This is a genomic window from Streptomyces luteoverticillatus (assembly GCF_003970715.1).
GTDB classification, from domain to species: Bacteria; Actinomycetota; Actinomycetes; order Streptomycetales; family Streptomycetaceae; genus Streptomyces; species Streptomyces abikoensis.
This window is the reverse complement of sequence record NZ_CP034587.1, coordinates 7,161,506-7,184,659: the sequence shown is the minus strand read 5'-3', so window position 1 is coordinate 7,184,659 and position 23,154 is coordinate 7,161,506. Positions and strand designations below refer to the sequence as shown.

General features: G+C 72.6%; 21 protein-coding genes. 4 read left to right on the top strand and 17 right to left on the bottom strand.

Translation table 11 applies throughout. The features are described from left to right. Positions 1-207: 207 nt before the first annotated feature. The 3 genes from EKH77_RS31955 to EKH77_RS31945 form a co-directional block, all read right to left on the bottom strand. Positions 208-1,131, bottom strand: coding sequence for a MurR/RpiR family transcriptional regulator (locus EKH77_RS31955; RefSeq protein ID WP_126917655.1), 924 nt, complete (start codon positions 1,129-1,131; stop codon positions 208-210). 97 nt (positions 1,132-1,228) lie between these two features. Beyond that, positions 1,229-2,416 (bottom strand): acyltransferase family protein, encoded by a 1,188-nt coding sequence (locus EKH77_RS31950; RefSeq protein ID WP_126917654.1) that lies wholly within the window; start codon positions 2,414-2,416, stop codon positions 1,229-1,231. Beyond that, the gene (locus tag EKH77_RS31945; protein WP_126917653.1) at positions 2,413-3,375 is read right to left on the bottom strand and encodes an alpha/beta hydrolase; all 963 of its coding nucleotides are present in this window, start codon (positions 3,373-3,375) and stop codon (positions 2,413-2,415) included. The genes EKH77_RS31950 and EKH77_RS31945 overlap by 4 nt, the downstream gene beginning before the upstream one ends. A gap of 233 nt (positions 3,376-3,608) precedes the next feature. Between EKH77_RS31945 and EKH77_RS31940 the strand changes: the two genes are divergently transcribed. Continuing rightward, positions 3,609-4,673 (top strand): cobalamin-independent methionine synthase II family protein, encoded by a 1,065-nt coding sequence (locus EKH77_RS31940; protein WP_126917652.1) that lies wholly within the window; start codon positions 3,609-3,611, stop codon positions 4,671-4,673. A gap of 76 nt (positions 4,674-4,749) precedes the next feature. Here EKH77_RS31940 and EKH77_RS31935 read toward each other — a convergent pair whose 3' ends face one another. The 10 genes from EKH77_RS31935 to EKH77_RS31890 form a co-directional block, all read right to left on the bottom strand. Continuing rightward, positions 4,750-5,400 carry a DUF4360 domain-containing protein gene (locus EKH77_RS31935; protein WP_206279972.1) on the bottom strand — a complete coding sequence of 217 codons (651 nt, stop codon included), beginning with the start codon at positions 5,398-5,400 and terminating at the stop codon, positions 4,750-4,752. Between the two features lie 52 nt (positions 5,401-5,452). Further along, on the bottom strand, positions 5,453-6,097 hold the full coding sequence (locus tag EKH77_RS31930) for a DUF4360 domain-containing protein (RefSeq protein WP_126917651.1): 645 nt from the start codon (positions 6,095-6,097) through the stop codon (positions 5,453-5,455). Between the two features lie 173 nt (positions 6,098-6,270). After that, positions 6,271-7,164: a catechol 1,2-dioxygenase gene (locus tag EKH77_RS31925; protein WP_126917650.1), complete on the bottom strand. Its 894-nt coding sequence runs from the start codon at positions 7,162-7,164 to the stop codon at positions 6,271-6,273. A 28-nt stretch (positions 7,165-7,192) separates the two neighbouring features. After that, a complete protein-coding gene (locus tag EKH77_RS31920; protein ID WP_126917649.1) occupies positions 7,193-8,167 on the bottom strand; it encodes a quinone oxidoreductase family protein in 975 nt (324 codons plus the stop codon). Beyond that, the gene (gene asnB / locus EKH77_RS31915; RefSeq protein ID WP_126917648.1) at positions 8,167-10,035 is read right to left on the bottom strand and encodes an asparagine synthase (glutamine-hydrolyzing); all 1,869 of its coding nucleotides are present in this window, start codon (positions 10,033-10,035) and stop codon (positions 8,167-8,169) included. Before asnB ends, EKH77_RS31920 begins: the two co-directional genes overlap by 1 nt. 59 nt (positions 10,036-10,094) lie before the next feature. Continuing rightward, positions 10,095-11,609 (bottom strand): 4-hydroxyphenylacetate 3-hydroxylase family protein, encoded by a 1,515-nt coding sequence (locus tag EKH77_RS31910; protein WP_126917647.1) that lies wholly within the window; start codon positions 11,607-11,609, stop codon positions 10,095-10,097. Continuing rightward, complete coding sequence (locus EKH77_RS31905) at positions 11,606-12,526, bottom strand: TauD/TfdA dioxygenase family protein (RefSeq protein ID WP_206279971.1); 921 nt, start codon at positions 12,524-12,526, stop codon at positions 11,606-11,608. Before EKH77_RS31905 ends, EKH77_RS31910 begins: the two co-directional genes overlap by 4 nt. Continuing rightward, positions 12,523-13,542 (bottom strand): L-tyrosine/L-tryptophan isonitrile synthase family protein, encoded by a 1,020-nt coding sequence (locus tag EKH77_RS31900; protein WP_240667653.1) that lies wholly within the window; start codon positions 13,540-13,542, stop codon positions 12,523-12,525. The genes EKH77_RS31905 and EKH77_RS31900 overlap by 4 nt, the downstream gene beginning before the upstream one ends. A 129-nt stretch (positions 13,543-13,671) precedes the next feature. Then, a complete protein-coding gene (locus EKH77_RS31895; RefSeq protein WP_126917645.1) occupies positions 13,672-16,776 on the bottom strand; it encodes an AfsR/SARP family transcriptional regulator in 3,105 nt (1,034 codons plus the stop codon). Positions 16,777-16,932: 156 nt separating this feature from the next. After that, positions 16,933-17,640 (bottom strand): RraA family protein, encoded by a 708-nt coding sequence (locus EKH77_RS31890; protein ID WP_126917644.1) that lies wholly within the window; start codon positions 17,638-17,640, stop codon positions 16,933-16,935. A 109-nt stretch (positions 17,641-17,749) separates the two neighbouring features. Between EKH77_RS31890 and EKH77_RS31885 the strand changes: the two genes are divergently transcribed. After that, entirely contained in the window at positions 17,750-18,640 is an 891-nt protein-coding gene (locus EKH77_RS31885; protein WP_126917643.1) for a S41 family peptidase, read from the top strand. Positions 18,641-18,898: 258 nt separating this feature from the next. Then, positions 18,899-19,321, top strand: a complete 423-nt coding sequence (locus EKH77_RS31880) for a carboxymuconolactone decarboxylase family protein (protein ID WP_240667652.1) — start codon at positions 18,899-18,901, stop codon at positions 19,319-19,321. A gap of 15 nt (positions 19,322-19,336) precedes the next feature. Here EKH77_RS31880 and EKH77_RS31875 read toward each other — a convergent pair whose 3' ends face one another. From EKH77_RS31875 to EKH77_RS33280, 3 genes are all read right to left on the bottom strand, one after another. Further along, complete coding sequence (locus EKH77_RS31875) at positions 19,337-19,903, bottom strand: hypothetical protein (protein ID WP_126917642.1); 567 nt, start codon at positions 19,901-19,903, stop codon at positions 19,337-19,339. Between the two features lie 642 nt (positions 19,904-20,545). Next, the gene (locus tag EKH77_RS31870) at positions 20,546-21,286 is read right to left on the bottom strand and encodes a class I SAM-dependent DNA methyltransferase (RefSeq protein ID WP_126917641.1); all 741 of its coding nucleotides are present in this window, start codon (positions 21,284-21,286) and stop codon (positions 20,546-20,548) included. A 63-nt stretch (positions 21,287-21,349) separates the two neighbouring features. After that, positions 21,350-21,520, bottom strand: a complete 171-nt coding sequence (locus EKH77_RS33280; RefSeq protein ID WP_164737930.1) for a hypothetical protein — start codon at positions 21,518-21,520, stop codon at positions 21,350-21,352. A 325-nt stretch (positions 21,521-21,845) separates the two neighbouring features. Here EKH77_RS33280 and EKH77_RS31865 point away from each other — a divergent pair, with 325 nt between their 5' ends. Then, complete coding sequence (locus EKH77_RS31865; protein ID WP_126917640.1) at positions 21,846-22,193, top strand: VOC family protein; 348 nt, start codon at positions 21,846-21,848, stop codon at positions 22,191-22,193. Positions 22,194-22,420: 227 nt separating this feature from the next. On the opposite strand, the gene EKH77_RS31860 is transcribed toward EKH77_RS31865, so the two are convergent. Beyond that, positions 22,421-23,146: a transglycosylase SLT domain-containing protein gene (locus EKH77_RS31860; protein ID WP_126917639.1), complete on the bottom strand. Its 726-nt coding sequence runs from the start codon at positions 23,144-23,146 to the stop codon at positions 22,421-22,423. Between the last annotated feature and the right edge of the window lie 8 nt (positions 23,147-23,154).

Sequence of the window (23,154 nt, the reverse complement as noted above, 5' to 3'; positions counted from 1 at the left end):
CCGCCGGAAAGTGGGGGATCCGAGGGAGCGGACCACCCGGACGACATCCGCGGGGCGATGAGGAGGACTCGTCCCTGGTGGTCGTCACCATGGCGCCGGACCAGGGCGCCAGGGGAAGTAAATATATTTACCGCCGAGTACGCAAGGGCATGAAAAAATTCATGCGTACGAAGGTGATGAAAACGGGCCCGGTCGGTCCGGGCCCGCTCAGTCCTCGAGGAAGAAGGCGTGCTGCTCCGCCGCCTGCTCGTACTTCTCCAGCCGGAGCTGGGTGCGCTCGGGGTCGGCGTCGGCCATGGCCTGGAGCAGGGCCGCGCACAGCACGCCCGGGGCCGCGTACGAGTCGAAGACGAGGCGGGAGCCGGTGGGTGCGGTGAAGGTCACATCCGCCTCGTCCACCAGCGGGCCGAGGGTGAGATCGGTGATCAGCGCGACACGCAGGCCGGTGCCGCGGGCGGCCCGGACGGCCGCCAGGGTCTCCTTGGCGTGCCGGGGCATGGCGAAGGCGAGGACCCAGGTGCCGCCCGCCTCCCGGGACTGGAGCAACGCGTCGTAGGCGACGCTGCCGCCCCGGGAGACCAGGCGGACGTCGGGGTGGACGCGCCGGGCCGCGTAGGCGAAGTACTCGGCCAGGGAGACGGAGATCCGCAGGCCCAGCACGGTCAGGGGGACCGAGCGGGCCAGTTCACGGCCGACGTCGAGGATCCGGTCGGTGTCGGCGAAGACGCGGCGCAGGCTCTCCAGGTTGGCGATCTCGGCGTCGACGGCCGCCTGGAGTTCGTTGCGGCGGCTCTCCGCCCGGACCTCGGGGGCGCCGGCGACCGCGTTCAGGGCGATGGGCTGGAGCGCCTCGCGGAGGGCGGGGTAGCCGTTGAAGCCCAGGGAGGTGGCGAAGCGGGTCACCGAGGGCTGGCTCACGCCCACGCGCTCGGCCAGGTCCGTGATCGACAGGAACGCGGCCTCGGTGAGGTGGTCGGTGATGTACTGCGCGATGCGCCGCTGGGCCGGGGACAGCCGGTGGCCGCCGAAGAGGGCGCGCACGTCATCGGCCGGGGGCGGCTCGGCCCCCGGGGGCCGCCCGCCCGGGGTGATCGCGGACGCCTGCGCGCGTGCCTGCTGCCCTGATCGCACCGGTGTGCCCCCTTCTCGACTCTCCGGCTCAACATAACCCACGCACCGTGACCGGTGAGAGGTGATCGTCCACCGATGCGGCGGGCCTGTCGAGGGCTCAGTAACCGGCCGGGCGGACCGTTTCGGGGGCGGTGCGGTGTCCGGCCGTGGTCCGGCGGTCCCGGCGGGGGCGTCCCCGTTCGTACGACCGGAACGCGGCCACGCACACCAGGAGGGCGGCCGCGAACACGGGCAGCCAGGCGAGCCGGGCGAGCACCCAGCCGGGCCCGTCGGGCGGGGTGTGGAGGCCGGGCAGCGGGCCGCCGGCGAGCAGGCCGGTCGCGGTGACCGCCATCATCGCGGTCTGGTGCCACAGGAAGACCGTCATCACGGAGAGGTTGAGCAGGGCCACGGCCGCCCAGAGGGCGGGGCGGCGGGTGAGGAGCCGCCGCAGCGGGCCGAGCAGCAGCAGGGCGGCGCCGCACTGGGCGAGGCCAAAGGTGACGGCGGCGAGGGTGGGCGGGTTGAGGTTGGAGACGGGGGCGCCGGGGACCCCGACCATGGAGGCCGGGTAGCCGGCGTACAGGACGAGTCCGGCGGTGGCGGCGCCACCGCCGAGCAGCAGGGCCCATCCGGTCGCCCGGCTCCGGGGAAGGCGCCGGGACCAGGCGGCGCCGAGGCAGTACGGGACGAGCCAGCCGGCCGCCACGTCGATCCAGCCGAGCCAGGCGGGCGCGCCGAGGCCGAAGCGCAGGACGTCGACGGTGAGGACGACGGCGAGCGGCCAGGCCGGGTGGAGCCGGGCGGCCGGCGGGGTCGCGGCCGTCAGCGCCGTGAAGACCAGCAGGAACCACAGCGGGGAGAGCACCAGGTTGCCCAGGGTGCGGACGGTGTCCGGGCCGGTCCCGGCGGCGAGCATGGCGGCCGCCGCCACGGCCCAGACGGTCAGCACGGCGACGACGGGACGGAAGAGCCGGGCGACGCGGGCGCGCAGCCATACCCCATAGCCGGTGCCCCGGGCGCGGGCGGCGGCGTGGCCGCGCGCGGCCACCATCCCGCCGACGAGGAAGAAGACGGCCAGGGTCTGGAACACCCAGGTCGCGGGGGTGAGTCCGGGCAGGTGCTCCAAGGGGCTCGCGCCGTGGACGGTGCCGCTGTCGGCGACCAGGGCGGTCACCAGCCAGTGGCCGAGGACGACGCCGAGGACGGCCAGGGCGCGCAGCGCGTCGAGGGCGCGGTCCCGGCCGGGCGGGGTGGCGGCCTCGACGCGCCGGACGAGGTCGCGGAGGGCGGCGCGGGAGGTCATCGGGTCGTCCCCTCGGGCGTCCGGCCGGAGACGATCCGGGCGATGTTCGTCAGGGATGTGGAGCCGGGCTTGAGGTAGTCGCTGTGGCCGCCGTCGCCCGCCGGGAAGACCCGGGCGCCGAACGCGGGCGAGACGGGGTCGGTGCCGAAGCCGACGCTGGTGAAGTGGAGCGGGATCCGGGCGTGGGGGATGTCGCCGATCCAGTCGTCGGCGCCGCGGCCGGCCCAGACGGTGGCGCGGGTGCGCAGCGCGGCGGCGTTGTCGCGGCCGGTGCCGGGGCTGCCGAAGAGGACGATGTCCGCGACGTCCAGGCCGGGGGCGGCGCTGCCGCAGACCACGGAGCCGTAGGAGTGGCAGAGGAGGGAGAGCCGGGCCGTGGGCGCGGCGGCGCGCAGTTCGCGGACGAAGCCGCGCAGGGCGGGGGCGGCGGAGTCGGCGAGGCCGGGGCTGATCGTGTCGGTACTGAGCAGGGTGGGCGTCCGGTACCCGAGCCAGGCGACGACGGCGGCGCGGTCGCCGAGCTGTCGCTGGAGGGCCGTGGCTCCGTCGCGCAGTCGCCCGTAGGAGTCCAGGTTGGTGTCGGAGCCCGGTATCAGTACGGCGATCCGCTCGGCGTGGGAGAGGTCGCCGAGGACCTCGACGGTGCGGCCGCCGTCGCGGCCGTCGAAGGAGAGGAAGTGCCGGGCGGGGTCGGCCATGGCGCGCAGGTTGGCGGCGCGCCGGTGGTCGCCGTGGGCGGTGGCGGTCCGTTCGGCGGCCAGGATGCCGGCGCGGCCGGTGGTGTAGCGCTCGGCGAGCGTGACCGGGGCCGTGTCGCGCAGCGGGGCGAGCGGGGCCGGGGCGGGTGCCGGTACGGCCGCGGGCCGGGCGGCGCCCGCCACCGGAACGGCCACCGAGGCGGCGACGAGGGCCGCGAGCAGGGTGCGGCGCAGGCGGCGGCTGCGAGGGCGGGGCGCCATGGGTGGGTCCTTCCGTACCGGATCTGTGGGGTGCGGTACGGAAGGTAGGGAGACGGCCGTGCGGCCGGCGTCCCGCCGGGGAGCCACCTTTCGTGTAGCTCCGGGGTATGACGGGTAGGGGGCCGGCCCGGCGCCATCGCGGGATGGCCAGAAATCGACGCTTCGTCAATTCCCTTGCACAACTGGTCAGTTGTGCGATTGATGGGGTACGGGGTGTTATCTACGCTCGCGGGGTGACTCTTCCCACGGAACCCATCGGCAGTGTTCCCCGTACCCCGGAGCTGCTCGCGGCCATGGCGGCCCACGCGTCGGGCGAGCTCGACGACGCCGGTCTCGCGGCGGCCCAGGACCTCGCGGTCCGTGACACGATCGCCCGCCTGGAGGAGGCCGGCTCGCCGGTCGTCACCGACGGCGAGCAGGCCAAGCCCAGCTTCGCGACGTATCCCGTCGCGGGGCTGGACCGGCTGGCGCCCGACGGCGTGGTGATCCCGTTCGCGGACGGGCACACGCGGCGGCTCCCCAGACTGACGGCCGGACCGCTGCGCTACACCGGCCACGCCGACCGGTACCTGGCGGCCGCCCGGCGGCATGCGAAGGTGCCGGTCAAGCAGGCCGTCATCGCCCCCTCGGCGCTGAGCCTGCTCTATCCGCCCGACGGCATCGACGGCTACCCGCGCGAGGCGTTCCTGGACGACCTGGCGAACGAGGCGGAGGCGGAGATCCGGCGCTGCCTGGAGGGCGGCGCGCACGTGGTGCAGCTCGACTTCACCGAGGGGCGCCTCTCCCTGAAGCTGGACCCCTCCGGAGGGGTGCTGGAGCAGTTCGTCGAGCTCAACAACCGGGTGCTGGAGCGGTTCTCCGAGGCCGAGCGGGCGCGGATCGGGGTACACACCTGCCCCGGCGGTGACCTGGACTCCACCCACAGCCTCGACGTCGACTACGCCGGGCTGCTGCCGAGGCTGCTGCGGCTGAAGGCGGGGAACTTCTACGTCCAGCTCGCGAGTGAACCCGATCCGGACAAGGTGCTGGCCGTCATCGCCGAGCACCTGCCCGCCGATGTGCGGGTGTTCGTCGGGGTGACCGACCCCATCGACCCGCGCGTCGAGACTCCCGAGGAGGTACGGGACCGGGTGCTGACCGCCGCCCGCCATCTGCCCGCCGACCGGCTGGGCACGTGCGACGACTGCGGGTTCTCCCCCTTCGCCGACGACACCTCCACCTCCCGCGAGACCGCGTTCGCGAAGGTCCGCGCCCGGGTCGAGGGCACCGCCCTGGCCGCCGCGGCACTGGGGGTGTGAGCGCGTACCACGAGCGGGTGGCGCGCGCGGTCGCGCGCGCCACCCGCCCTACGGCCGGGCCCTCACGGGCGGCCTCTCACGGCTTGGGACACTCCTTCCACGCGAAGTGGTAGAGGGTGTTGATGCTGCCGTCGGTCGAGTCCATCGCCATGAGACTCGTGGTCCTGGTGGGGTCGGAGGTGCCGGCGTCCACCCGCAGCTCGGTGTTGATGTTGAAGTAGCGCATGGCGCCGCACGGGGCGTAGACCAGCTGATCGATGTCCGTGGTGTCGGACGCCTGCCAGTCGTCGTTCTGCGGACCGCTGAAGTGGTGGTTGACGAAGGCGGTCTGGGACTGGCCCTGGAAGTAGTAGCTGGCCCGCTCCAGGCCGGTGGCGCCGCTCTCCAGGTGGGCGAAGCCGCGGTAGTCGGCCTTGGCGATCGCGTAGGTGAAGCCCTGGGGGACGTGGACGTTCAGGCTGAGCTGACAGTTCTTGCGGAAGTCGGTCGGCTTGGCGCCCACGCCCACCTGGGCGATGTAGCCGCTGTACGAGACGGTGAAGGCGGTGTTGTCCGGCGAGACGGCCACGTGCGCCGTCCCGGCCGGGCAGCCCGACCCGTTGACTCCCACCACGTCGATCACGATCCGGTCCGGGGGCGGCGGCACGGTCGTGGCCACCGTCCCGGGAGTGAAGGTCGCGGCGAGGAGCGCCACGGCCGCGCCACCGGTCGTCATCGGTACCGACATCGAGTTCCCTCCCACTGCCTAGGGGCGCGCTCGGGCACCGGACGGCCCCCGGTCAGGGGCATTCCTTCCAGGCGAAGTGGTAGAGGGTGTTGACGCTGCCGTCGGTCGAGTCCATGGCGAGGAAGCTGTTGGTGTTCGACGGGTCGGAACTGCCCGCGCTCACCCGCAGTTCGGTGTTGACGTTGAGGATGCGCTGCACGCCGCACGGGGCGTAGACGAGGGAGGCGACGTCGGTGACGTCGGAGGTCTGCCAGTCGTCGCTGACCGGGCCGGTGAAGCGGTGGCTGGCGGAGGTGGTCTGGGACTGGCCCTGGAAGTAGTAGCTGGCCTTCTCCAGGCCCGCCGCGCCGCTCTCCAGGTGGGCGAAGCCGCGGTAGTCCGCCCGGGAGATGGCGTAGGTGAAGCCCTGGGGGACGTGGATGTTCAGGCCGAGCTGGCAGTTCTTGCGGAAGTCGGTGGGCTTGGAGCCGACGCCGACCTGGGCGAGGTAGTTGCTGTAGGAGACGGTGAAGGCGGTGTTGTCGGGCGCCACCGCCACGGCGGTCGTACCCGCGGGGCAGCCCGAGCCGTTGACCGCGACCACGTCGATCACGATCCGGTCGGGCGGAGGAGCCTTGGACGCCGCGGCGGCCTGGGGCGAGAAGGAGGCGCCGAGGAGCGCCACGGCCGCGCTGCCGACGATGACCGGTCTGAGCATGGGAACCTCCGTGCTGGTGGGTGGTGTCCGAGAGGACGCCCTTCGCGCGGTCCATGGCAGCACCGGCCATAGGGCATGTACAGCTCAACTCCAGCCACCTCCGCTCCCCCGCCTGGTCCAGCGCCGGGGCGGGCCTGCCGCCGAGGTGGCGGGCGGCCCGGCCCCGGCGTGGTTCACCGGCGGACCGATCCGTGCCGCCAGCCGGCTTCGGGGCGGTCGAACCAGACGTGGACCTGACCGGTCCCGATACCGCTCTCATAGGCGCTGAAGCGACGTCCCGGAGCCGTGCACTCCGCGCCGCCCAGCGCTCCGGCGAGCATCAGGTAGTGGCCGAAACGCGCCTCGGGGGCGAAGCGCCGGTACTCCGGCATCGTTGCCACGACCCGGTCGTGGCGGCCCTCCTCCAGCCACGCGATCCGCTGCTCGTCGGCCGCCCGGGCCTCGGGGGTGACGATGTTGTCCGGGTCCCCGGCCATGCGGTCGCGCAGCTCGGCCAGCGGCCGGAAGCGGTGCGAGAGCCCGCCCGAGGCGAGCAGCAGCACCTTCCGGTCCAGGTGGGCGACGGCCTCGGCGATCACCTCGCCGGCCCGCAGATGGTCCTCGGTGGTCGCGGTCTGGCAGATCGAGACGGACACCCAGGGCGTCTCCGGCCGCCCGAGGTACGTCCAGAGGTTGAGCGTCGCGTAGTGGATCGGCAGATACGGGTCGTCGTTCGCCGCGAGCCACAGCGGGCGCTTCGCCGCGAACTCCGCGACCGCGTCGGCGAGTTCCGGGTCGCCGGGCAGGTCGTAGGACAGCCGGTTGATGGCCCCGGGCATCTCGTCCGAGGTGAACAGGCCCGCCCGGCGCGGATGGGAGGTGATCACCGTCTCGGTCGTGGTCGCCCAGTGGGAGTCCAGGACGACGACGGTGTCGTGCTCGACGGTGTCGATCACCTCCTCGCGGAGGTGCCGCAGCCCGGTCGCGAGGGTGAAGTCGCGGCCGCCGTTCTCCTTGACGCGTATGTGCTCGGGGAACATGATGACGGGCGCGTGCGAGAGCAGGCCCGCGCCGACGATGTCGCCCATGACGGATCTCCTTTACAGGACGGGGACTTCACGGGACGAGGAGGAGCTTTCCGGAGGTGGCGCGGGAGGCCAGGTCGGTGTGCGCCCGGTGCGCCTCGGCGAGGGGGTACGTCCCGGCGACGGTGAACCTGAGCGTGCCGTCGGCGATGCCCCGGAACACGGCGTTCGCCCGCCGTTCGAACTCCTCGACGGTGGCCCGGAAGTGCTCCAGATAGGGCCGGGTCAGGGTCAGCGAGCCACCCCACAGCAGCCGCATCACGTCGACGGGCGGCACCGCGCCGCTCGCGCCCCCGAAGAGGACCAGCGTGCCGCGCACGCGCAGCGAGGCGAGGCTCGCCTCGAAGGTGGCGGCGCCGACTCCGTCGTAGACCGCGTGGACGCCCTCCCCGCCGGTGAGCGCGCGGACCTCGGCGGCCAGGTCGTCGGTCTCCGTGTAGCGGACGACCTCGTCGGCGCCGTTGGCGCGGGCGATCCGCTCCTTCTCCCCGGTGGAGACGGTGCCGATGACGCGGACGCCGCGCCGCCCCAGCATCTGGGTGAGCAGCATGCCCACTCCCCCGGCGGCGGCGTGGACGAGCACGGTCTCGCCCGCGCGGGCCGGGTAGGAGTCGTGGGCGAGGAAGTGGGCGGTCATGCCGTGGACGAGGACACCGCCGGCGGTCGGCAGGTCGATGGCGTCGGGTACCACGATGGCCTTGTCCTCGGGCACCAGGACCCGCTCGGCGTAGCTGCCGAGCACGGTCGTCCAGGCGACCCGGTCGCCGGGCGCGAAGCGGGTGACGCCGGGGCCGACGGCGAGGACGACGCCGGAGCCCTCCTCGCCGGGCACGCAGGGCACGGGCAGCGGATAGCGGCCCTCACGCCGGTAGAGGTCGATGAAGTTGACGCCGGCGGCGGCGAGCTCGACGAGGATCTGGCCCTCGCCGGGTCGCCCGGGATCGGGCTTCTCGACGTAGAGCTGGACCTCCGGTCCCCCGGTCTCCCGGATCTCGATGGCGTGCATCAGTGCGTTCCCTTCACATCGGTCAGCGTGACGTCGTAGGTGCGCAGCCAGTCGTCCATCCGGACGGTGGATTCGACGAGGATGCGCTCGAACTCGGAGAGGCTGCCGGTGGCGGTCCTGCCGGTGAGGCGCTCCACCGCGCCGGCGTCCAGGTAGGGGCGCAGCGGCGCCCCGCCGTCGTCCGCCGCCTTGGTGAGGCCGGTGATGAGGGCGCGGTCGTAGGCGGGGTCCTGGATCGAGGGGTAGGCGGCCTTCTTGCGGCGGAGCACCGACTCGGGCAGCAGGCCGTCGGCGGCCGCGCGCAGCAGGGCCTTCTCCTCGCCGCTGAAGGTCTTCATCTCCCAGGGGACGTTGAAGACGTACTCGACCAGGCGGTGGTCGCAGAACGGCACCCGGCCCTCCAGGCCGACGGCCATGCCCATGCGGTCCTTCTTGTCGAGCAGGATGGGCAGCCAGCGGGTGAGGGTGACGTAGCCGAGCTCGCGGGTGCGCCGCTCCTCGGCGCTCTCCCCCGCAAGGCGCGGGACCTCGGCCAGGGCGGTGCGGTACAGGTCGGCCTCGTACTCGGCGAGGTCGATGCCGTCCACGAACCACGGGTGGAACAGCGACCGGGGGTCGAGGCCGCGGTGGGCGCCCAGCTTGAGCCAGGGGAAGGTGCCGGCCGCTCTCGCCTCCGGGTCGGAGAACCACAGGTAGCCGCCGAAGACCTCGTCGGCGCCCTCCCCCGACAGGGCCACGGTCGCGTGCTCGCGGACGGCGGCGAAGAGCAGGTGGAGGGAGACGTCGAGGTCCGCGAAGTTGAACGGCAGGTCCCACGCGCCGAGGACGGCCTTGCGGACGGCCGGGTCGAGGAGCCGCGCCCGGTCCAGGGTGATCATGTGGTGGTCGCTGCCGACGTGCCGGGCGACCTCCAGGGCGTAGGGGCCGTCGGGGGTGGGGCGGATGGCGTCGGCCCGGAAGTTCTCGGTGTGGCCGGTGAAGTCCACGGAGAACGTGGCCAGGCGTTCCCCGTCGGCGGCCCGGGTCCGGGCGGCCAGCGCGGTGACGGTGCTGGAGTCCAGCCCTCCCGACAGCAGCGAGACCAGCGGCACGTCGGCGACCATCTGCCGGGGGACGATGTCGTCGAGAAGCTCGCGGACGGTGGCGACGGTCGTCCGCAGGTCGTCGGTGTGGGGGCGGGCCGTAAGGGCCCAGTAGCGCTCCTCGGTGATCCCGGAGCGGCCGACGCGCACCAGGTGGCCCGGCTTGACCTCGCGCATCCCCCGGAAGGGCACCCGGCCGGGGGTGCGCAGGAACAGCAGCGCGTCGCACAGCTCCTCGGGCCCGGCGGCGGCCTCGGCCAGGGGATTGGCGAGGATCGCCTTGGGCTCGGAGCCGAAGAGGACGCCGCCGTCCGTCGGGTAGTAGAAGAGCGGCTTGACGCCGAGGCGGTCGCGGACGAGCAGCAGTTCCTCGCGGGCGGTGTCCCAGATGGCGATCGAGTACATGCCGTTGAGGCGGTGGACGAAGTCCGCACCCCACTGGAGGTAGGCGCGCAGCGCCACCTCCGTGTCGCCGCGGGTGGTGAACCGGTGGCCGAGGAGGACGAGTTCCTCGCGCAGCTCCCGGAAGTTGTAGATCTCGCCGCCGTAGGAGACGACGGCGCGGGGCCGGTCGCCGGGGCCGCGCTCGGGGGTGCGCATCGGCTGGGCGCCGTGCTCCAGGTCGATGACGGCCAGGCGGCGGTGGCCCAGGGCGGCGTGGGTGTCCAGCCAGACGCCCTCGGCGTCGGGTCCCCGGGCGGCCAGGGTGCGGGTCATGGCCGTGACGGTGGTGTGCTCGGCGGTGAGGTCGCGGGTGAAGTCGACCCACCCGGTGATGCCGCACATGTGGTGTCTCCGTTTCTCGGTGGCGGTCGGCGGTCGGCAGTCGGCGGTCGGTGGGGCGCTCAGTCGGTGTGGGTCAGGTCCTGCCAGGGCCCCCGGCGCCAGCCGTCGGTGTCGTAGTCGTCCAGGCAGTCCTGGACGAGGGCCTCGTAGCGGGCGAGGCTGCCGCGCTTGCCGGCCCAGCGCAGCGCGTCCAGCCGGACCTGCTCGCCGTTGCCCGAGTAGTTGCGCTCGTAGAGCTCGTGGCGGCCGCCGAACTCGGTGCCGATCGCGTCCCAGACCAGCTTGAGGAGCTTGATCCGGTCCTCGGCGCTGGTGTCCGAGCCCCGGTAGAAGCGGTCGATGAGCGGCCGCAGTTCGGGGTTGGCGAGGTCGCGGGCGCTGGAGGGCACGGCCAGCGGCGCACCGCCGAGGGTGGTCTCGAAGAGCTCGTGGACGCGGTCCCAGATCTGGGCGTTGTACATCCGCATCGCGGAGGCGTGCTCCAGCCGGGGCACGACCGTGCCGCCGCTGCCGGGCTCGGGGTCGTACGCCATGGCGGAGGTGAGCGCCCACACCATGTCGCGCATGGTGACGATCTCGCCGACGGCGGCCTGCACGCCCCGGAAGGCGTCGGTGCCGTTCGCCCTGGTGCCCCGGGAGAGCAGCCCGGCCATCAGCTCCAGCTTGACGCTCAGCCGGATCCCGGACTGGAAGTTGTAGAGGTTGGGGAAGCCGGAGGTGGCGTAGAAACCGGTGGCGCGCTCGATGTCGCGGTATACGAGGACGTCCTCCCAAGGGATCAGCGCCTCGTCGAGGAGGAGCACGGCGTCGTTCTCGTCGAAGCGGCTGCTGAGCGGGGCGTCGAACGGGCTCGTCCCGGCCTTGGCGTAGGGGGTGCGGCTGACGAGCTTCACGCCGGGGTTGTCCATCCGGACGAAGAAGACCAGCGCGAACGGCTCCGCCTTGCCCGGGACGAGGGCGGCCGAGCCCACGGGGGCGACGAACCCGGCATTGGTGATCGCCGAGCCCGTGGCCAGCATCTTCGCGCCGCTGACGACCACTCCGGCGTCCGTCTCGCGCACGGCGCGGACGTAGACGTCCTCCATGTCGTGGATGGCGCGCTTGCGGTCGACCGGCGGGTTGATGATGACGTGGTTGAGGTAGAGGGCCTTGCGGGCGAATTCCTCGTACCAGGCGGTGGCGTTGGCCGCGTACGGGCCGTAGTAGTCGGCGTTGACGCCGAGGCCGGCCATGAAGGACGCCTTGTACTCGGGGGTGCGGCCGAGGAAGCCGTAGCTCATCCGCGCCCAGGTGGCGATGGCCTCGCGGGCCTCGACGAGCTCGGCGGCCGAGCGGCTGGGCCTGAAGAACTTGTGGGTGCGGATGCCCGTGGCCGTATCGACGCCGGTGAGGACGTCGGCGGTGGCCGGGTCGTGGAGGGCGTCGTAGAGCCGGGCCACCGACAGGGCGGAGTTGCGGAAGGCGGGGTGGCGGGTGACGTCCTTGACGCGTTCGCCGTCCAAATAGACCTGGCGGCCGTCGCGGAGGCTCTCCAGGTACTCGTCGCCCGTCATGAGGGTGTCGTGGGTGGTCATCGCACCAGCCCCGGGTTGTCCAGCGCCGGGGTGCCGAGCACCTGGACGCGGCGCAGATGGCGGGGGGCGCCGCTGGTGAAGGCGTTCCGGCCGTGCAGCAGCGAGTAGTTGTCGGTGACGACCAGGTCACCGGTGTGCCAGCTGTGGGCGTAGAGGTGCGCGGGGTCGTACAGGGCGGCGCGCAGGGTGCGGTGCGCCTCGGCGATGTCCTCCTCGGGCAGGCCCGTGAAGCGGAGGTCGGGGTGGTTGACGAAGCCGGCGTCGTCGGTGGCCGTGGGCTCGTTGTAGCGGATGACGGGGGTGCCGCTGTGGGGGTGGGTGGTGACGAGCGGCGAGACGGTGACGCTGTCGTAGAACTCCATCTTGCGCTGGTAGGTGCCGGTGACCCGGGACCACTGCTCGACGATCGCGGGGTCGGTGTTCCGCAGCACGGCGGCGGTGTCGGAGAACGTGGTCTCGCCGCCGTTGCCCGCGCCGGGCGCGTGCACGCACTGGAATATCTGGAACTCGGGTATCTGCTCGCGGTACATGCCGTCCCAGTGCATCGGCATGTAGCTGGAGTCGAAGATGTGGTCCTCGGGCCGCTCCTTCTCGACCAGTTCCAGGACGGTGCCGAAGGGCCAGACGCTCGGCTCGCCCCAGCGCTCGCAGTACGCGGAGAGCTTCTCGGGCGTGCCGAAGGTGTCGAAGCCGCGCAGCAGGAGGACGCCGTGTTCGCGCACCAGCGCGCGCAGGGGGTCGATGGCGAGGTCGCGGACGTGGGCGCCGGGTTCCGGTGCCTGGATCGCCACGCCGAAGGGGGCGATCGCCGTCACGGCGTAGCGGCCGTCGTGGAGCGGGCCTGTGAGTGGTCCGTGCTCATCGGTCACGGTGGTCTCCTCGGGCGGAGTGGGGGTGGGGGTGGGGGTGGTGGTCACGCGCAGGCCCTGTTCCACGGCTCGCGGTGCGCGGGGGCCGGGGCGGGGGCGGGGGCCGTTCCGGCGGCCGCCGGTTCCAGGACGTAGTGGCTGGGGCGGCCCGCCCGGTACGCCAGCGCGGCGCCCGCCGCCTCGGCCTCGGCCCGCTTCATGAGCGTGTAGCGGCCGCCGGTCTCGACGGCGACGCTGTGCCAGGGCGTCAGCCAGACGTCGGGGGTGTCGGCGAGGAGGATGCCGATCTTGTCCGTGGCGCAGGGCTGGGGGTGGATGGACAGCCGGACGGCGGCGGGGAAGAGCTGTCCCAGCAGGTCGCCCCACGCCTTGCTCCGCTGGATGACGCCGTAGGCGAGCTTGCGGCAGTGCCGCTGAAGGGCGGACCGGGTGCCGGTGTAGCCGGGGCCGGAGAGGTCCTCCAGCATGAACCGGGTGATGCCCCGGTACATGGCCAGCGGGGCGCCTCCGGCGCGGACCTCCTCGCGCAGCTCCTCGACGGTGGGGGCGTAGCCGGAGGACAGCATGGCGCGCATGTCGACGTGGCCGGCGCCGCTGTAGACGTCGTCGAGGGTGAACTGCTCGAGGTGGGTCGCGCCGATCCTCTTGATCATCCGGTCGATGCCCCGGACGTAGCCGGTGACGTCCTCGTCGCTCACGCCGAGCAGGTCGTTGAAGACCCGGCCGTCGGAACAGAGCAGAATGGCGGCGCCGGGCGGGTGGATGGCGGCGATACGCTCGCACAGCCCGTCGAGGAAGCGCAGGGCGAGCTCCTCGGCGAGGTCGGGCAGCGGCCCGAGGACCTTGGCGGGGTTGGGCGACTTCGTCGGGAAGGCCGGCAGGACGAAGTCGATGCGCCGTCCGCTCTCCATGGCGCTGCGCACCGTGTCCAGGTGGTGTCTGACACACCGGAGGCAGACCCGTCCGGCGCAGCCTCCGTCGCGCGGTCTGCGCTGGTGGGCGAGGACCTCCCGGAGTACTTCGACGGCGGCCAGTTCGATATCGGGTGCGGCTGGATCGGACACCGCGTCTCCCTTCGTGGACGTGGCTCCCACGGTGCCGGGCGGGCGCATGAGAAACGCACAAGGACCACGCGGCGCGGCGCGCGGGCCTGTCGGGCCCGCGCGCCGCGCCGTGGTGAAGGGGGCCGGGCGCTATGCCGAGGGTGTTCCCTGGGCGAGGGGGCGTGCCGGGGTGCCGGTGCGCGCGGCGGCTATCTCCAGCCGGGCGCGCTCGGCCCAGTACGGCATGCGCAGGCCCCGGAACCCGGCCAGGGCCTCGGCGAGGTGGCCCGCGCCCCGGCCCGGGTCCCCGAGGGCTGCGTGGGTGCGGCCCAGCCAGTACGCGGTGAGGGCCGCGCCCCGGCGTTCGCCGAGCTCGGCGAAGATGGACGCCGCCTCGCCGAGCGGGCCAAGCGCGCGGGGCGCCTGGTCGAGACCGAGGCCGACGTGCATCTGTCCCAGCGTCAGCAGGGCGTACGCCTCGCCCGGGCGGTGCCGCACCATGCGGAACCCGGCCAGGGCCCGGTGGAGATGACGGGCGGCGCGGCCGAACCTGCCGTGCCCGATCTCGGCCCGGGCCAGCATCTGGAGGACGTCGGCGAGCGCGAGCGGGTGGCCCAGCCGCTCCGCCGCCTCCAGGGCCGGTTCCAGGACGTCGATGGCCGCCGCCTCGCGCTGCCGGCACAGCAGGGCGGAGCCCAGGCTGCGCAGGGCGACGACCCGGCCGTGCGCGTCGCCGAGGCGCTCCATGACGGCGGCGGCCGTCTCGGCGTCCTCGTGGGCGAGGGCGGCCATGCCCCGGTCGGCGACGGCGAAGCTGCGGTGGGTGCGCAGCCGGGCGGCGTGGTGCTCCTCGCCCAGCTCGTCGAGGCGTTCGATGGCCGGGGCCCAGCGGGTCACGGCCTCGTCCACCTGCCCCCGTACGGCCAGGGCCCTGGCCAGGGAGCCCTGGGCGACGGCGGCGGCGACGGGGTCGCCGTCGGCGGTGGCCCGGTCGAGCGCGGCCTCCGCGACCCGCTCCCACTCGTCCCACCAGTTCCGTTGGTGGCAGATGTCCTCCATGACGGCGGCGAGTTCGGCGGTCTGCGCGCCGTAGCCGGAGGCGGCGGCGAACTCGACGGCCGTGACCAGGCCGGGCCGTTCGCTCTCCAGCCAGCCGAACGGGTCGTCCGTCGCGGCCCTCTGGGGTTCGCCGGTACCGGGCCCGGTACCGGCGACGTCGCCGGTACCCGCCCGGACGAGCCGCTCGGCGGCGGCGCGGACGCGGCAGAGGCAGTCGTCGAGCAGCCGTGCCACGGCCGCCCGCCGCCATTCCTCGCTCTCCTCGGCGAGGGCGCGCTCGGCGGCGTAGGCGTGCAGCAGCTCGTGGGTGCGGTAGCGGGGCCGTCCCTGACCGTCGACACGGGCGACGCGTACGAGGTTCGCTTCGAGCAGCGCGGCGAGCAGGGCGTCGGTGGTACGGCCGGACCCGGCGCCGGGCTCATGGGAGGGGTGCGGGTCGGGGTCCGCGGGGCGGTCGCCGGGCGGGGCGGTCAGGAGGGCGGTGAGGGCCCAGGCGGGGAACTCGGGTGAGGGGAGCATGCCGATGGCGCGGAAGGCCCGCGCGGCGTCGGACGGCAGATCGCGGTAGGTGGCGGCGAGCCAGACGTGGGCGGTGAGTTCTCCCGCCGGGTGCCGGTGCTCCTCGGGGCACCCTCGTGCCTCGGCGAGACGGTCGGCCAGGCAGCTCACCCGCCAGTGGGGGCGGCTCGCGAGGGCCGCGCCCGCGACGCGCAGGGCCAGGGGCAGACCGGCGCAGCCCGCCAGGACCTGTTCGGTCGCCTCCGGTTCCACGGCGAGGCGCCGGGTGCCGATGATGCGACACAACAGGGTGGCCGCCTCCTCGTCGTCGAAGGGGGCGATGTCGATGAGGTGGGCACCGTCGAGGCCGGCGAGCCGGTTCCTGCTGGTGGCGAGGACGGCGCATTCGGGGGCGCCGGTGAGCAGCGGGCGGATCTGGTCCGCGTCCCGTACGTCGTCGAGGACGACCAGCGCCTTCCGGTCGGCCGCCAGGGAGCGGAACATCGCGACGCGGTCCACGGTCGCCCTGGGCACGGACGAGCCGGGGACGCCCGCGCGGCGCAGCAGTTCCGCGAGGAGCGCGGCGGGCGTGCGCCGGGGGCCGCGCGCGCCGTCCAGGTGGAGGAACAGCTGGCCGTCGGGGAAGGCGTGCCGCAGCAGGTGGGCGAGGCGGGTGGCCAGGGTGGTCTTGCCGACGCCCGGGGGGCCGGTGAGGACCACCACGGACGCGGCCGGGGCCGGCCCGGCGGACGGGCCGGCGGATGGGAGCGCGCCCACAGGACGCGCGGCGGCGAGTTCGAGGAGCGCGGCGGCGCGGGACATCACCAGGTCGCGCCCGGTGAAGTCGGCGATGTCGGAGGGGAGCCGGGGGTCCGGCCGCCAGACGGCCACGGGCCGTACCGGCTGGACGGGCCGGCCGGGCGCGTCGCCCAGCGCCGGGTCCCTGGTGAGCACCGCGCGGTGCAGTCCCCGGAGCTCGTCGCCGGGTTCGAGGCCGAGCTCGTCCCGGAGGGCGGCGCGGGCGAGGGCGTACGACTTGAGCGCGTCGCCCGGCCGGTGGCAGCGGTACTGGGCCACCATCAGCTTGGCCCACAGTGACTCGCGCAGCGGGTCGCGCTCCACCTGCGCCAGCAACTGGCCGACGAGTTCCCGGTGTTCGCCGAGGGCGAGCCGGGTCTCGGCGTAGTCCTCGAAGGCGGTCAGCCGGGCCTCCTCGACGCGCGCCACCTCGATCTGGAGGGCCTCGTGGTGCGTCACCCGGTCGAACGCGCGGCCGCGCCACAGCGCGAGCGCCTCCCGCAGATTGCAGACCGCTCTTCGCTGGTCGCCCTCCGCCAGCGCGACCCGTCCCCGGGCGACCAGGTCCTCGAACCGGTACAGGTCCAGCTCGTCGGGGTCCACGCGCAGTTGGTAGCCGCGGTGGCCCAGGCTCAGCCGGTCCTCGCCGGAGGCGGGACCGAGCACCCTGCGCAAGGCGGCGACGTAGCTGCGGACGTTGGCGTGGGCGGACGCGGGCGGGCTCTCCCCCCAGATCTCGTCGCACAGACGGTCCGCGGACACGGCGGTGTTGGCGTTGACCAGCAACGTAGCGAGCAGCGTGCGTTGTTTCGGCCCGCCGAGCGGCAGGGCCCGGCCGTCCGCGACGGCCTCGAGCGGCCCCAGCACCTTGAACTCGACGCGCGGAACATCGACCCGCATGGCCACCCTTCCACCGGCCGCAGGGCACAGCGCGTCACCGCTCCGCCGTTCGCGACTCGAACGAATGTAAGTCCTTCAACCTTAGGGTGAATGCGGTGGACGATGTTCCACTTGCCGTGGTCAGGGGCGGTACGGACCGGGACCGCTGCTCCTCGACTACTCCTCGATGGCCCCGCCCACGGCCCGCAGATGGTCACGGAACGTCAGGGACGGGTCCTCCCGGCGCCGGGCGAGGTAGGCGTCGAAGCGCACCTGGTCGCGCAGGGAGACGCCCGCGCGAATGCGTTCGGCCTGGCGGCGCTCGGTGTCGCGGATGCTCTCCGCGAGCGCGAGGAGCTCTCCGGCGCGGTCGGCCGGAAGGAACAGCACGCCGTCGTCGTCACCGACGACCACGTCCCGGCGGCTCACCGTCCACTCCCCCACCGTGGCGGAGCCCAGCGCGTCACCGGGGCGGGCGTCGAGGCGCAAGGGCCCGGCCGGGATCGCCCCGAGGCTGAAGACGGGCAGCCCGATCGCCCGGATGTCGGCGGTGTCGCGGTGCAGCCCCCAGATCACGACGCCCTCCAGCCCGGCGCCCCGGGCCTCCAGCACCGCGAGGTCGCCGACGCACGCCTCGTCGAGCCGGCCGTCGTTGTCGACCACGAGGACGTCGCCGGGCGCGGCGTTCTCGAACGCCTCCAGGAAGACGTCGACGCTGCCGACGTGCCGGGCGGGCAGCACCCGGCCGGCCAGCCGGCCGCCGGGCACCACGGCGCTCAGCCCGGCGGGCCCGCAGCGCACCGGGACCCGGGCGCGCACGCACGCGTCGGCCAGATGGGCCGTGGTCAGTGACGCGCAGCGCTTCCGAAGCTCGTGCTGGTCCATGCGGTCTCCCCCATGCGCGATGTCCACCTAGGTCACGGTCAGTTTAGGGGCGGGGACACGTACGGGAATCCGTTGGGCGCCCGTTCGCCTCGGACCTACCATCGCGCGCATGACGACTCATCACGAGATACTCGAAACCGCGCTGGCCCGGATCACCGCCGGTTACGTGTTCCCCGAAAAGACGGCTGCCATCGACGCTGCGATCCGGCGCCGGCTGAACGAAGGCGCGTATCAGGACCTGGACGTGCGGGAGCTGTGCGAGCGAGTCACGGACGACCTCCAGAATGTCTGCCCGGACAAGCATTTGCGGCTGTTGTGGGCCGAGGAGCCGCAGTCGATGGACGAGGAGCCGAAGGACGTCGCTCGCGCCCGTTTCGCGCGGTACGCAAGGGAGAGCAACTACGGCATCCGGCGGGTGGAGCAACTCGACGACAACATCGGCTACCTCGACCTGCGCATGATCGCCCCCGCCGACCTGGGCGGTCCCGCGATCGCTGCCGCCATGCGACTGCTCGCTCCCACCGAGGCACTGGTCATCGACCTGCGGCAGTGTCGGGGCGGCTCACCGGAAGGCGTGCAGTTGTGGTGCAGTTACTTCTTCGCTGACGACGGGGTACACCTGAACGACATCTACGAGCGGGCCACTGACTCGACCCGCCAGTACTGGACCCTCGGGCACCTCGCCGCACCGCGCTACCTGGACCGCCCGGTCACCCTGCTGACCAGCGACCTCACCTTCTCCGGCGGAGAGGAGCTGGCGTACAACCTCAAGGCGCTGGGGCGCGCCACCTTGGTCGGCCGGACCACCCGCGGTGGCGCCCACCCCACAGACCGTATTCCGGTCACCCCGCACGTGACCGTGACCGTTCCCGCCGCCCGCTCGATCAACCCGGTCACCGGCACCAACTGGGAGGGCGTCGGTGTCGAGCCCGACCTGGCCGTCGCGGCCGGGGACGCGCTGAAAGCGGCGCTGGAGCACCTGCGTAAGCAGATCGGCTGAGCAGCGTTCGACCGGGCAGGGCCAAGGCCGTAGGACCGGACGGGGACGGCTTCCCGGTCCGGAACTTCGGCGGTGCCGGGTGTCGCAGCCGCGATGGCACCGGCCACGGCCATCCGGCCGCAGGATTCATGCCGTCCCCGGCAGCGAAGGCGGCGACATGCGGGAGCAGCCGACTTGCGTTGGAGTGTGCTCCAACTCCTAGTTTTCTGTTTGTCGCCGGATGGCCGGAACGACACTGTGAGCTGGATGGAGCACGACATGACTGCCGAGAACATGACCGCGGAGACCCGCCAGGACCGTTTCGAGCGGGGGATGCGGGTGCTCTCCACCATCGACGGCGAAGCCGGCGAACGGGTCGTCTCCTCGCTCGCGGACATCTCGCCGGAGCTGGGCCACCAGGTCGCGGCCTGGGGCTTCGGCGACATCTACAGCCGCCCGGGCCTGGCGCCCCGGGACCGGCAGCTGGTGACCATCGGCATGCTGACCGCGCTCGGCGGGTGCGAGCCGCAGCTGGAGGTGCACGTCAACGCCTCGCTGAACGTGGGGCTGACGCCCGAGGAGATCGTCGAGGCGATGCTGCACTCCGCCGTCTACTGCGGTTTCCCCAAGGCGCTCAACGCGACGTTCGTGGCGAAGAAGGTGTTCGGCGAGCGCGGTCTGCTGCCGGTCGGGGGACGGTAGACCGGGGCGGCGCGGTCAGGCGGCGGGGATGGTGGCGCGGAACTTGCCGGCGAGGTCGGCGCCGCGGATGACGCCGCCCGTGTGGTAGGTCAGGCCCCAGGCGCTGATCGCGGAACCGTCGGCGAAGAGGCACATGTCGCGCAGATGGTCGCTGTCCCGGGGCTCGCCGTCCTTGATCCAGCCGCCGACGTCGCTCTTGTGGTTGCCGAACTGGGTCGTCCCGCCCAGGTTCGCGCAGTAGACGGCGGACGGGTTGCCCTGCGGGTGCTGCGGCAGCGCCGGCTTGCGGACGTACGCGAGCGCGGCGAGGGTGGGCAGGTCGGCGTCGAGGGTGTCGGCGGCCACGGTGATGCGGGACGTGTCGGCGGCGGTGAATTCGCACAGCTCCCGCTGCCCGCCGAGCGGGCTGAGCCTGCCGCCGGCGTCGTAGAACGGCCGGTACGTGCCGGCGACGCCGCCCTGGGACGCGCACCAGGCGGCCGGGGTTCGCGGGAGCGGTTTCGACGGCTGCGCGGCGGCCTGTGTGGCGGCCGCCGCCACAGCGGCCGTGACGAGGGTGACGGCAAGGACGCGTGCTCGCATGTTGCCTCCCGTGAGCGATGAGGCACACAGTCTCCAGCGGGTTGTGTGTACGCGTCAACGACGCGTTCCGCTTGCGCGGGCGCGGCGGGCTTGAGCCCCTCCCCACGCTCCTTACGCTCGTGCACGGGAGCACTCGCCGACGCCCCGGGTCCCGTCCGGCGCACGATGCCGCCCGACCGGCGCCTCTGACGTGCTTCACGAGGTCCGGCTTGCCGAACTCCGCAGCACGGATGCCCTGGACTCTCCCTGGCGGCGGTCGGCGGCTCCCACATCCGGGCCTTAAGGGGGGCCCAAGTCAGCTGATCCCGCTTCTCCAGGCCGTGCCGCCGGTGCGAGGCAAGCGCGGCCGGCCAAGCGCCGCCCGGACCTGGTGCCGGCCGACCGTGGCCTACGACCACGACAGGTACCGCCGCCTGGTCTGGGGCCTCGGTCGTGAAGCCGCTGATCGCCCGCCGCGGCACCGAACGCGCGTTCGCCCACCCGCGCTGGTTCCGTCGCCTGCGGATCCGCTGGGAGATACGCGACGACGTCCACGAAGCCTTTCTCACCCTCGGATGCGCACTGATCTGCCGGCGAAGCCTGAACCCCCCGATAGGGGTTTCAAGACAGGCTCGGCTTACGTTGACGGCCTGGTGGCCGACCTCAGATCGGCTTGCGCCACACGGAGATGTGCTTCGCGGAGTCCTGGGTGAACGGCGCCCCGTCCCAGTCCGCGACGCGATGTTCCAGCTCGAGCCCAGCGATCCGTGCCATCAGGTCGAGCTCTGCCGGCCAGGCGTACCGGTGCCGGGAGCTGCCGCGGCGGTAGCGGCCGTCGTCACCATCGCAGGTGAAGTGGTGCGAGACAAGAATCTGCTGCACCAGGTCAAAGGTGTCGAAGCCGAGATGCTGCTCTGAGACGTCAAACGGCACCGCGCCCTGGCCGGGCGGCAGGAGCCGCAGCGGCGGCACGCCCAGCTCGATGACAAATCGGCCGCCGGGCTCCAGATGCCGTGCGGCGTTGCGGAAGCACTCGACCTGCTCGTCCTGCGTGAGCAGGTTCGTGATGGTGTTGTAGACGAGGTAGACCAGGGTGAACTTGCCGGGAACGACGGTGGTGGCCATGTCCCCGATGGCTACCGGGAGCGTGTCCGCGTCGATCTTGCGCCGCAGGACCGCTGCCATGTGCTCGGACAGTTCAATGCCCACTACCGGCACGCCGCGTTCCTGGAGCGGGACGCCCACTCGTCCGGTTCCGATGGCGAACTCCAGTGCCCGGCCGTCTCCGGCGAGCTCGGAGAGGAAGGCGAGAGTCGGTCCGAGAACGGCGACCGAGGACATCTCGGCCTCCTCGGCGTCGTAACGGTCGGCGGTCGCACGGGTCCACAGCTCACTGCTCGTCACGGGCGGCCACTTTGCCGGGTACCGAGGGGCGCTGTCGACGCATTTACCTTCCACCAGCTCCGATCACACGGTTTGGGGCCGGGCCGTCCTCGTCGGCGGCGGTGTGGTCAAGCGGGAGGTCGGCTCCAGCGCCTTCAGCGTCTTCTCCCCGCCGGCCACCGGGAAGATCACCCGCCGCACGATGCCCGACGGCTCCGACAACGCCGCCTCCGCGACCCGCCGCGGCGGCGTCATCCGCTCCAGGTTCGCCGGGTACTCCTTCGACGCCCGCGCCCGTCACGCGTCGACCAGCTTCTCCGACACGTCCGCGAACAGGTCCGGGGCACCGGGGTCCCTCTTCAGCTCGGCGAAGTGCGAGCGGCCGCCGCCCGCCGCGGTGGTGCCGCCGTCCCCGTCCTGTCAGCAACAACGAGAACCCGAGCCGGGTCGCCCCGGACTTGTTCCGCACCCGCTTCATGTCGTTTGTAGAGCATGTATCGAAAGTGCGTGCGGCGGTGGACGTGCCGTAGTACTCCTGGGAAGAGACAGGAGACAGGTTCGTTCTCGTTTGGAGTCATCGATGGCCGTTCGCCGTGTCGTGCCCAACATCCGGTCGGAGGCCGCGCAGGAGAGCCGGGAGTTCTATGGCCTGCTGGGCTTCGAGGAGGTCATGAACCACGGCTGGATCATGACGCTCGCCTCCCCGTCCAGCCCGGCAGCGCAGATCAGCGTCATGACCAGCGACAAGACCGCGCCTGTCGCCCCCGACATGAGCGTCGAGGTGGACGACGTGGATGCGGCTTATGCGGTCATGCGGGAGAACGGTGCGGAGATCATTCACCCCTTGCAGGACGAGGAGTGGGGCGTGCGGCGGTTCTTCGTTCGCGACCCCAGCGGACGGGTGGTCAACGTGCTGGGCCACCGCTGACGGCGCGGCGGGCGGCGCCGGGACGACGAGTGCGGCGGCGCTGATCAGCGCCGCCGCACTTGTGATGCGAGCTCTCGGTCTTGCCGTCCGTCTTGCTGTGCGTGCTCTTCGCTCGCGCAAGGTTTCCCCCTCAAGCTGCAGGAACAACTGTGGGCGGAGCCATGCAAGCGGTGGTGTGTCGGCCCATCAATGGGCCGGGTTGTCGCGCGAGTGGAATCTGGCCTTGATCAGTACGCGGAGTTGACGTTGTCCATGGAGCCGTACTTGTCGGCGGCGTAGGCGCAGGAGGCGGTGATGTTGGCGACCGGGTCGTAGATGTCCCAGGAGGTGCCCTCGACGTGATACGCCTTGAACGTCGGGTCGATGATCTGCAGCAGGCCCTTCGACGGCACACCGTTGACGGCGTTGACGTCCCAGTCGTTGATCGCACGCGGGTTACCCGTGGACTCACGCATGACGTTGCGCTTGATGCCGTCGTAGGAAGCCGGGATGCCCTTGGCGCTCAGGATGTCCATCGACTGCTTGATCCAGCCGTCCAGGTTGTCCGCGTAGGCCTTCTTCGCCGGGGCGGCCGGCTTGGCGGCGGGGGCGGCGGGCTTGAGGGCCTTGCGCTCGGTGGAACGGTTGGCGCGCTCCTGGTCGGCCTTGGCCTTCGCGTCGGCCTTGGCCTTGGCGTCGGCGGCGGCCTTGTCGGCGGCGGTCTTCGTGGCGGCCTCGGCGGTGGTCTTGGCCTGCGCGATGGCGGCGTCCGTCTGCTGGGCGATCTCGGCCTGCTGGGTCTCACCGAAGGAGCCGGCGCTCTGCGCCACCGTCTTCAGCGTGTGGGTGTCGGCGGCGGTGGCCGGGACGGCGGCCAGGGCGACAGCGGCACCGGCGGCCACCAGGACAGCGGTGGCGGAGATCTTGTGGGCCTTGGGCAGAGCGGTATAGCCGGAGGAGATGGTGGAGCGCATAACTGAGC

What these genes read in the sequence shown, in the direction of transcription:
- EKH77_RS31880 (WP_240667652.1), top strand. Translation starts at nt 18,899, where the DNA reads ATGACTGCCGAGAACATGACCGCGGAGACCCGCCAGGACCGTTTCGAG.
- EKH77_RS31885 (WP_126917643.1), top strand. Translation starts at nt 17,750, where the DNA reads ATGACGACTCATCACGAGATACTCGAAACCGCGCTGGCCCGGATCACC.
- EKH77_RS31920 (WP_126917649.1), bottom strand. Translation starts at nt 8,167, where the DNA reads ATGCACGCCATCGAGATCCGGGAGACCGGGGGACCGGAGGTCCAGCTC.
- EKH77_RS31890 (WP_126917644.1), bottom strand. Translation starts at nt 17,640, where the DNA reads ATGGACCAGCACGAGCTTCGGAAGCGCTGCGCGTCACTGACCACGGCC.
- EKH77_RS31925 (WP_126917650.1), bottom strand. Translation starts at nt 7,164, where the DNA reads ATGGGCGACATCGTCGGCGCGGGCCTGCTCTCGCACGCGCCCGTCATC.
- EKH77_RS31910 (WP_126917647.1), bottom strand. Translation starts at nt 11,609, where the DNA reads ATGACCACCCACGACACCCTCATGACGGGCGACGAGTACCTGGAGAGC.
- EKH77_RS31895 (WP_126917645.1), bottom strand. Translation starts at nt 16,776, where the DNA reads ATGCGGGTCGATGTTCCGCGCGTCGAGTTCAAGGTGCTGGGGCCGCTC.
- EKH77_RS31865 (WP_126917640.1), top strand. Translation starts at nt 21,846, where the DNA reads ATGGCCGTTCGCCGTGTCGTGCCCAACATCCGGTCGGAGGCCGCGCAG.
- EKH77_RS31950 (WP_126917654.1), bottom strand. Translation starts at nt 2,416, where the DNA reads ATGACCTCCCGCGCCGCCCTCCGCGACCTCGTCCGGCGCGTCGAGGCC.
- EKH77_RS31875 (WP_126917642.1), bottom strand. Translation starts at nt 19,903, where the DNA reads ATGCGAGCACGCGTCCTTGCCGTCACCCTCGTCACGGCCGCTGTGGCG.
- EKH77_RS31860 (WP_126917639.1), bottom strand. Translation starts at nt 23,146, where the DNA reads ATGCGCTCCACCATCTCCTCCGGCTATACCGCTCTGCCCAAGGCCCAC.
- asnB (WP_126917648.1), bottom strand. Translation starts at nt 10,035, where the DNA reads ATGTGCGGCATCACCGGGTGGGTCGACTTCACCCGCGACCTCACCGCC.
- EKH77_RS33280 (WP_164737930.1), bottom strand. Translation starts at nt 21,520, where the DNA reads ATGACGCCGCCGCGGCGGGTCGCGGAGGCGGCGTTGTCGGAGCCGTCG.
- EKH77_RS31935 (WP_206279972.1), bottom strand. Translation starts at nt 5,400, where the DNA reads ATGTCGGTACCGATGACGACCGGTGGCGCGGCCGTGGCGCTCCTCGCC.
- EKH77_RS31930 (WP_126917651.1), bottom strand. Translation starts at nt 6,097, where the DNA reads ATGCTCAGACCGGTCATCGTCGGCAGCGCGGCCGTGGCGCTCCTCGGC.
- EKH77_RS31945 (WP_126917653.1), bottom strand. Translation starts at nt 3,375, where the DNA reads ATGGCGCCCCGCCCTCGCAGCCGCCGCCTGCGCCGCACCCTGCTCGCG.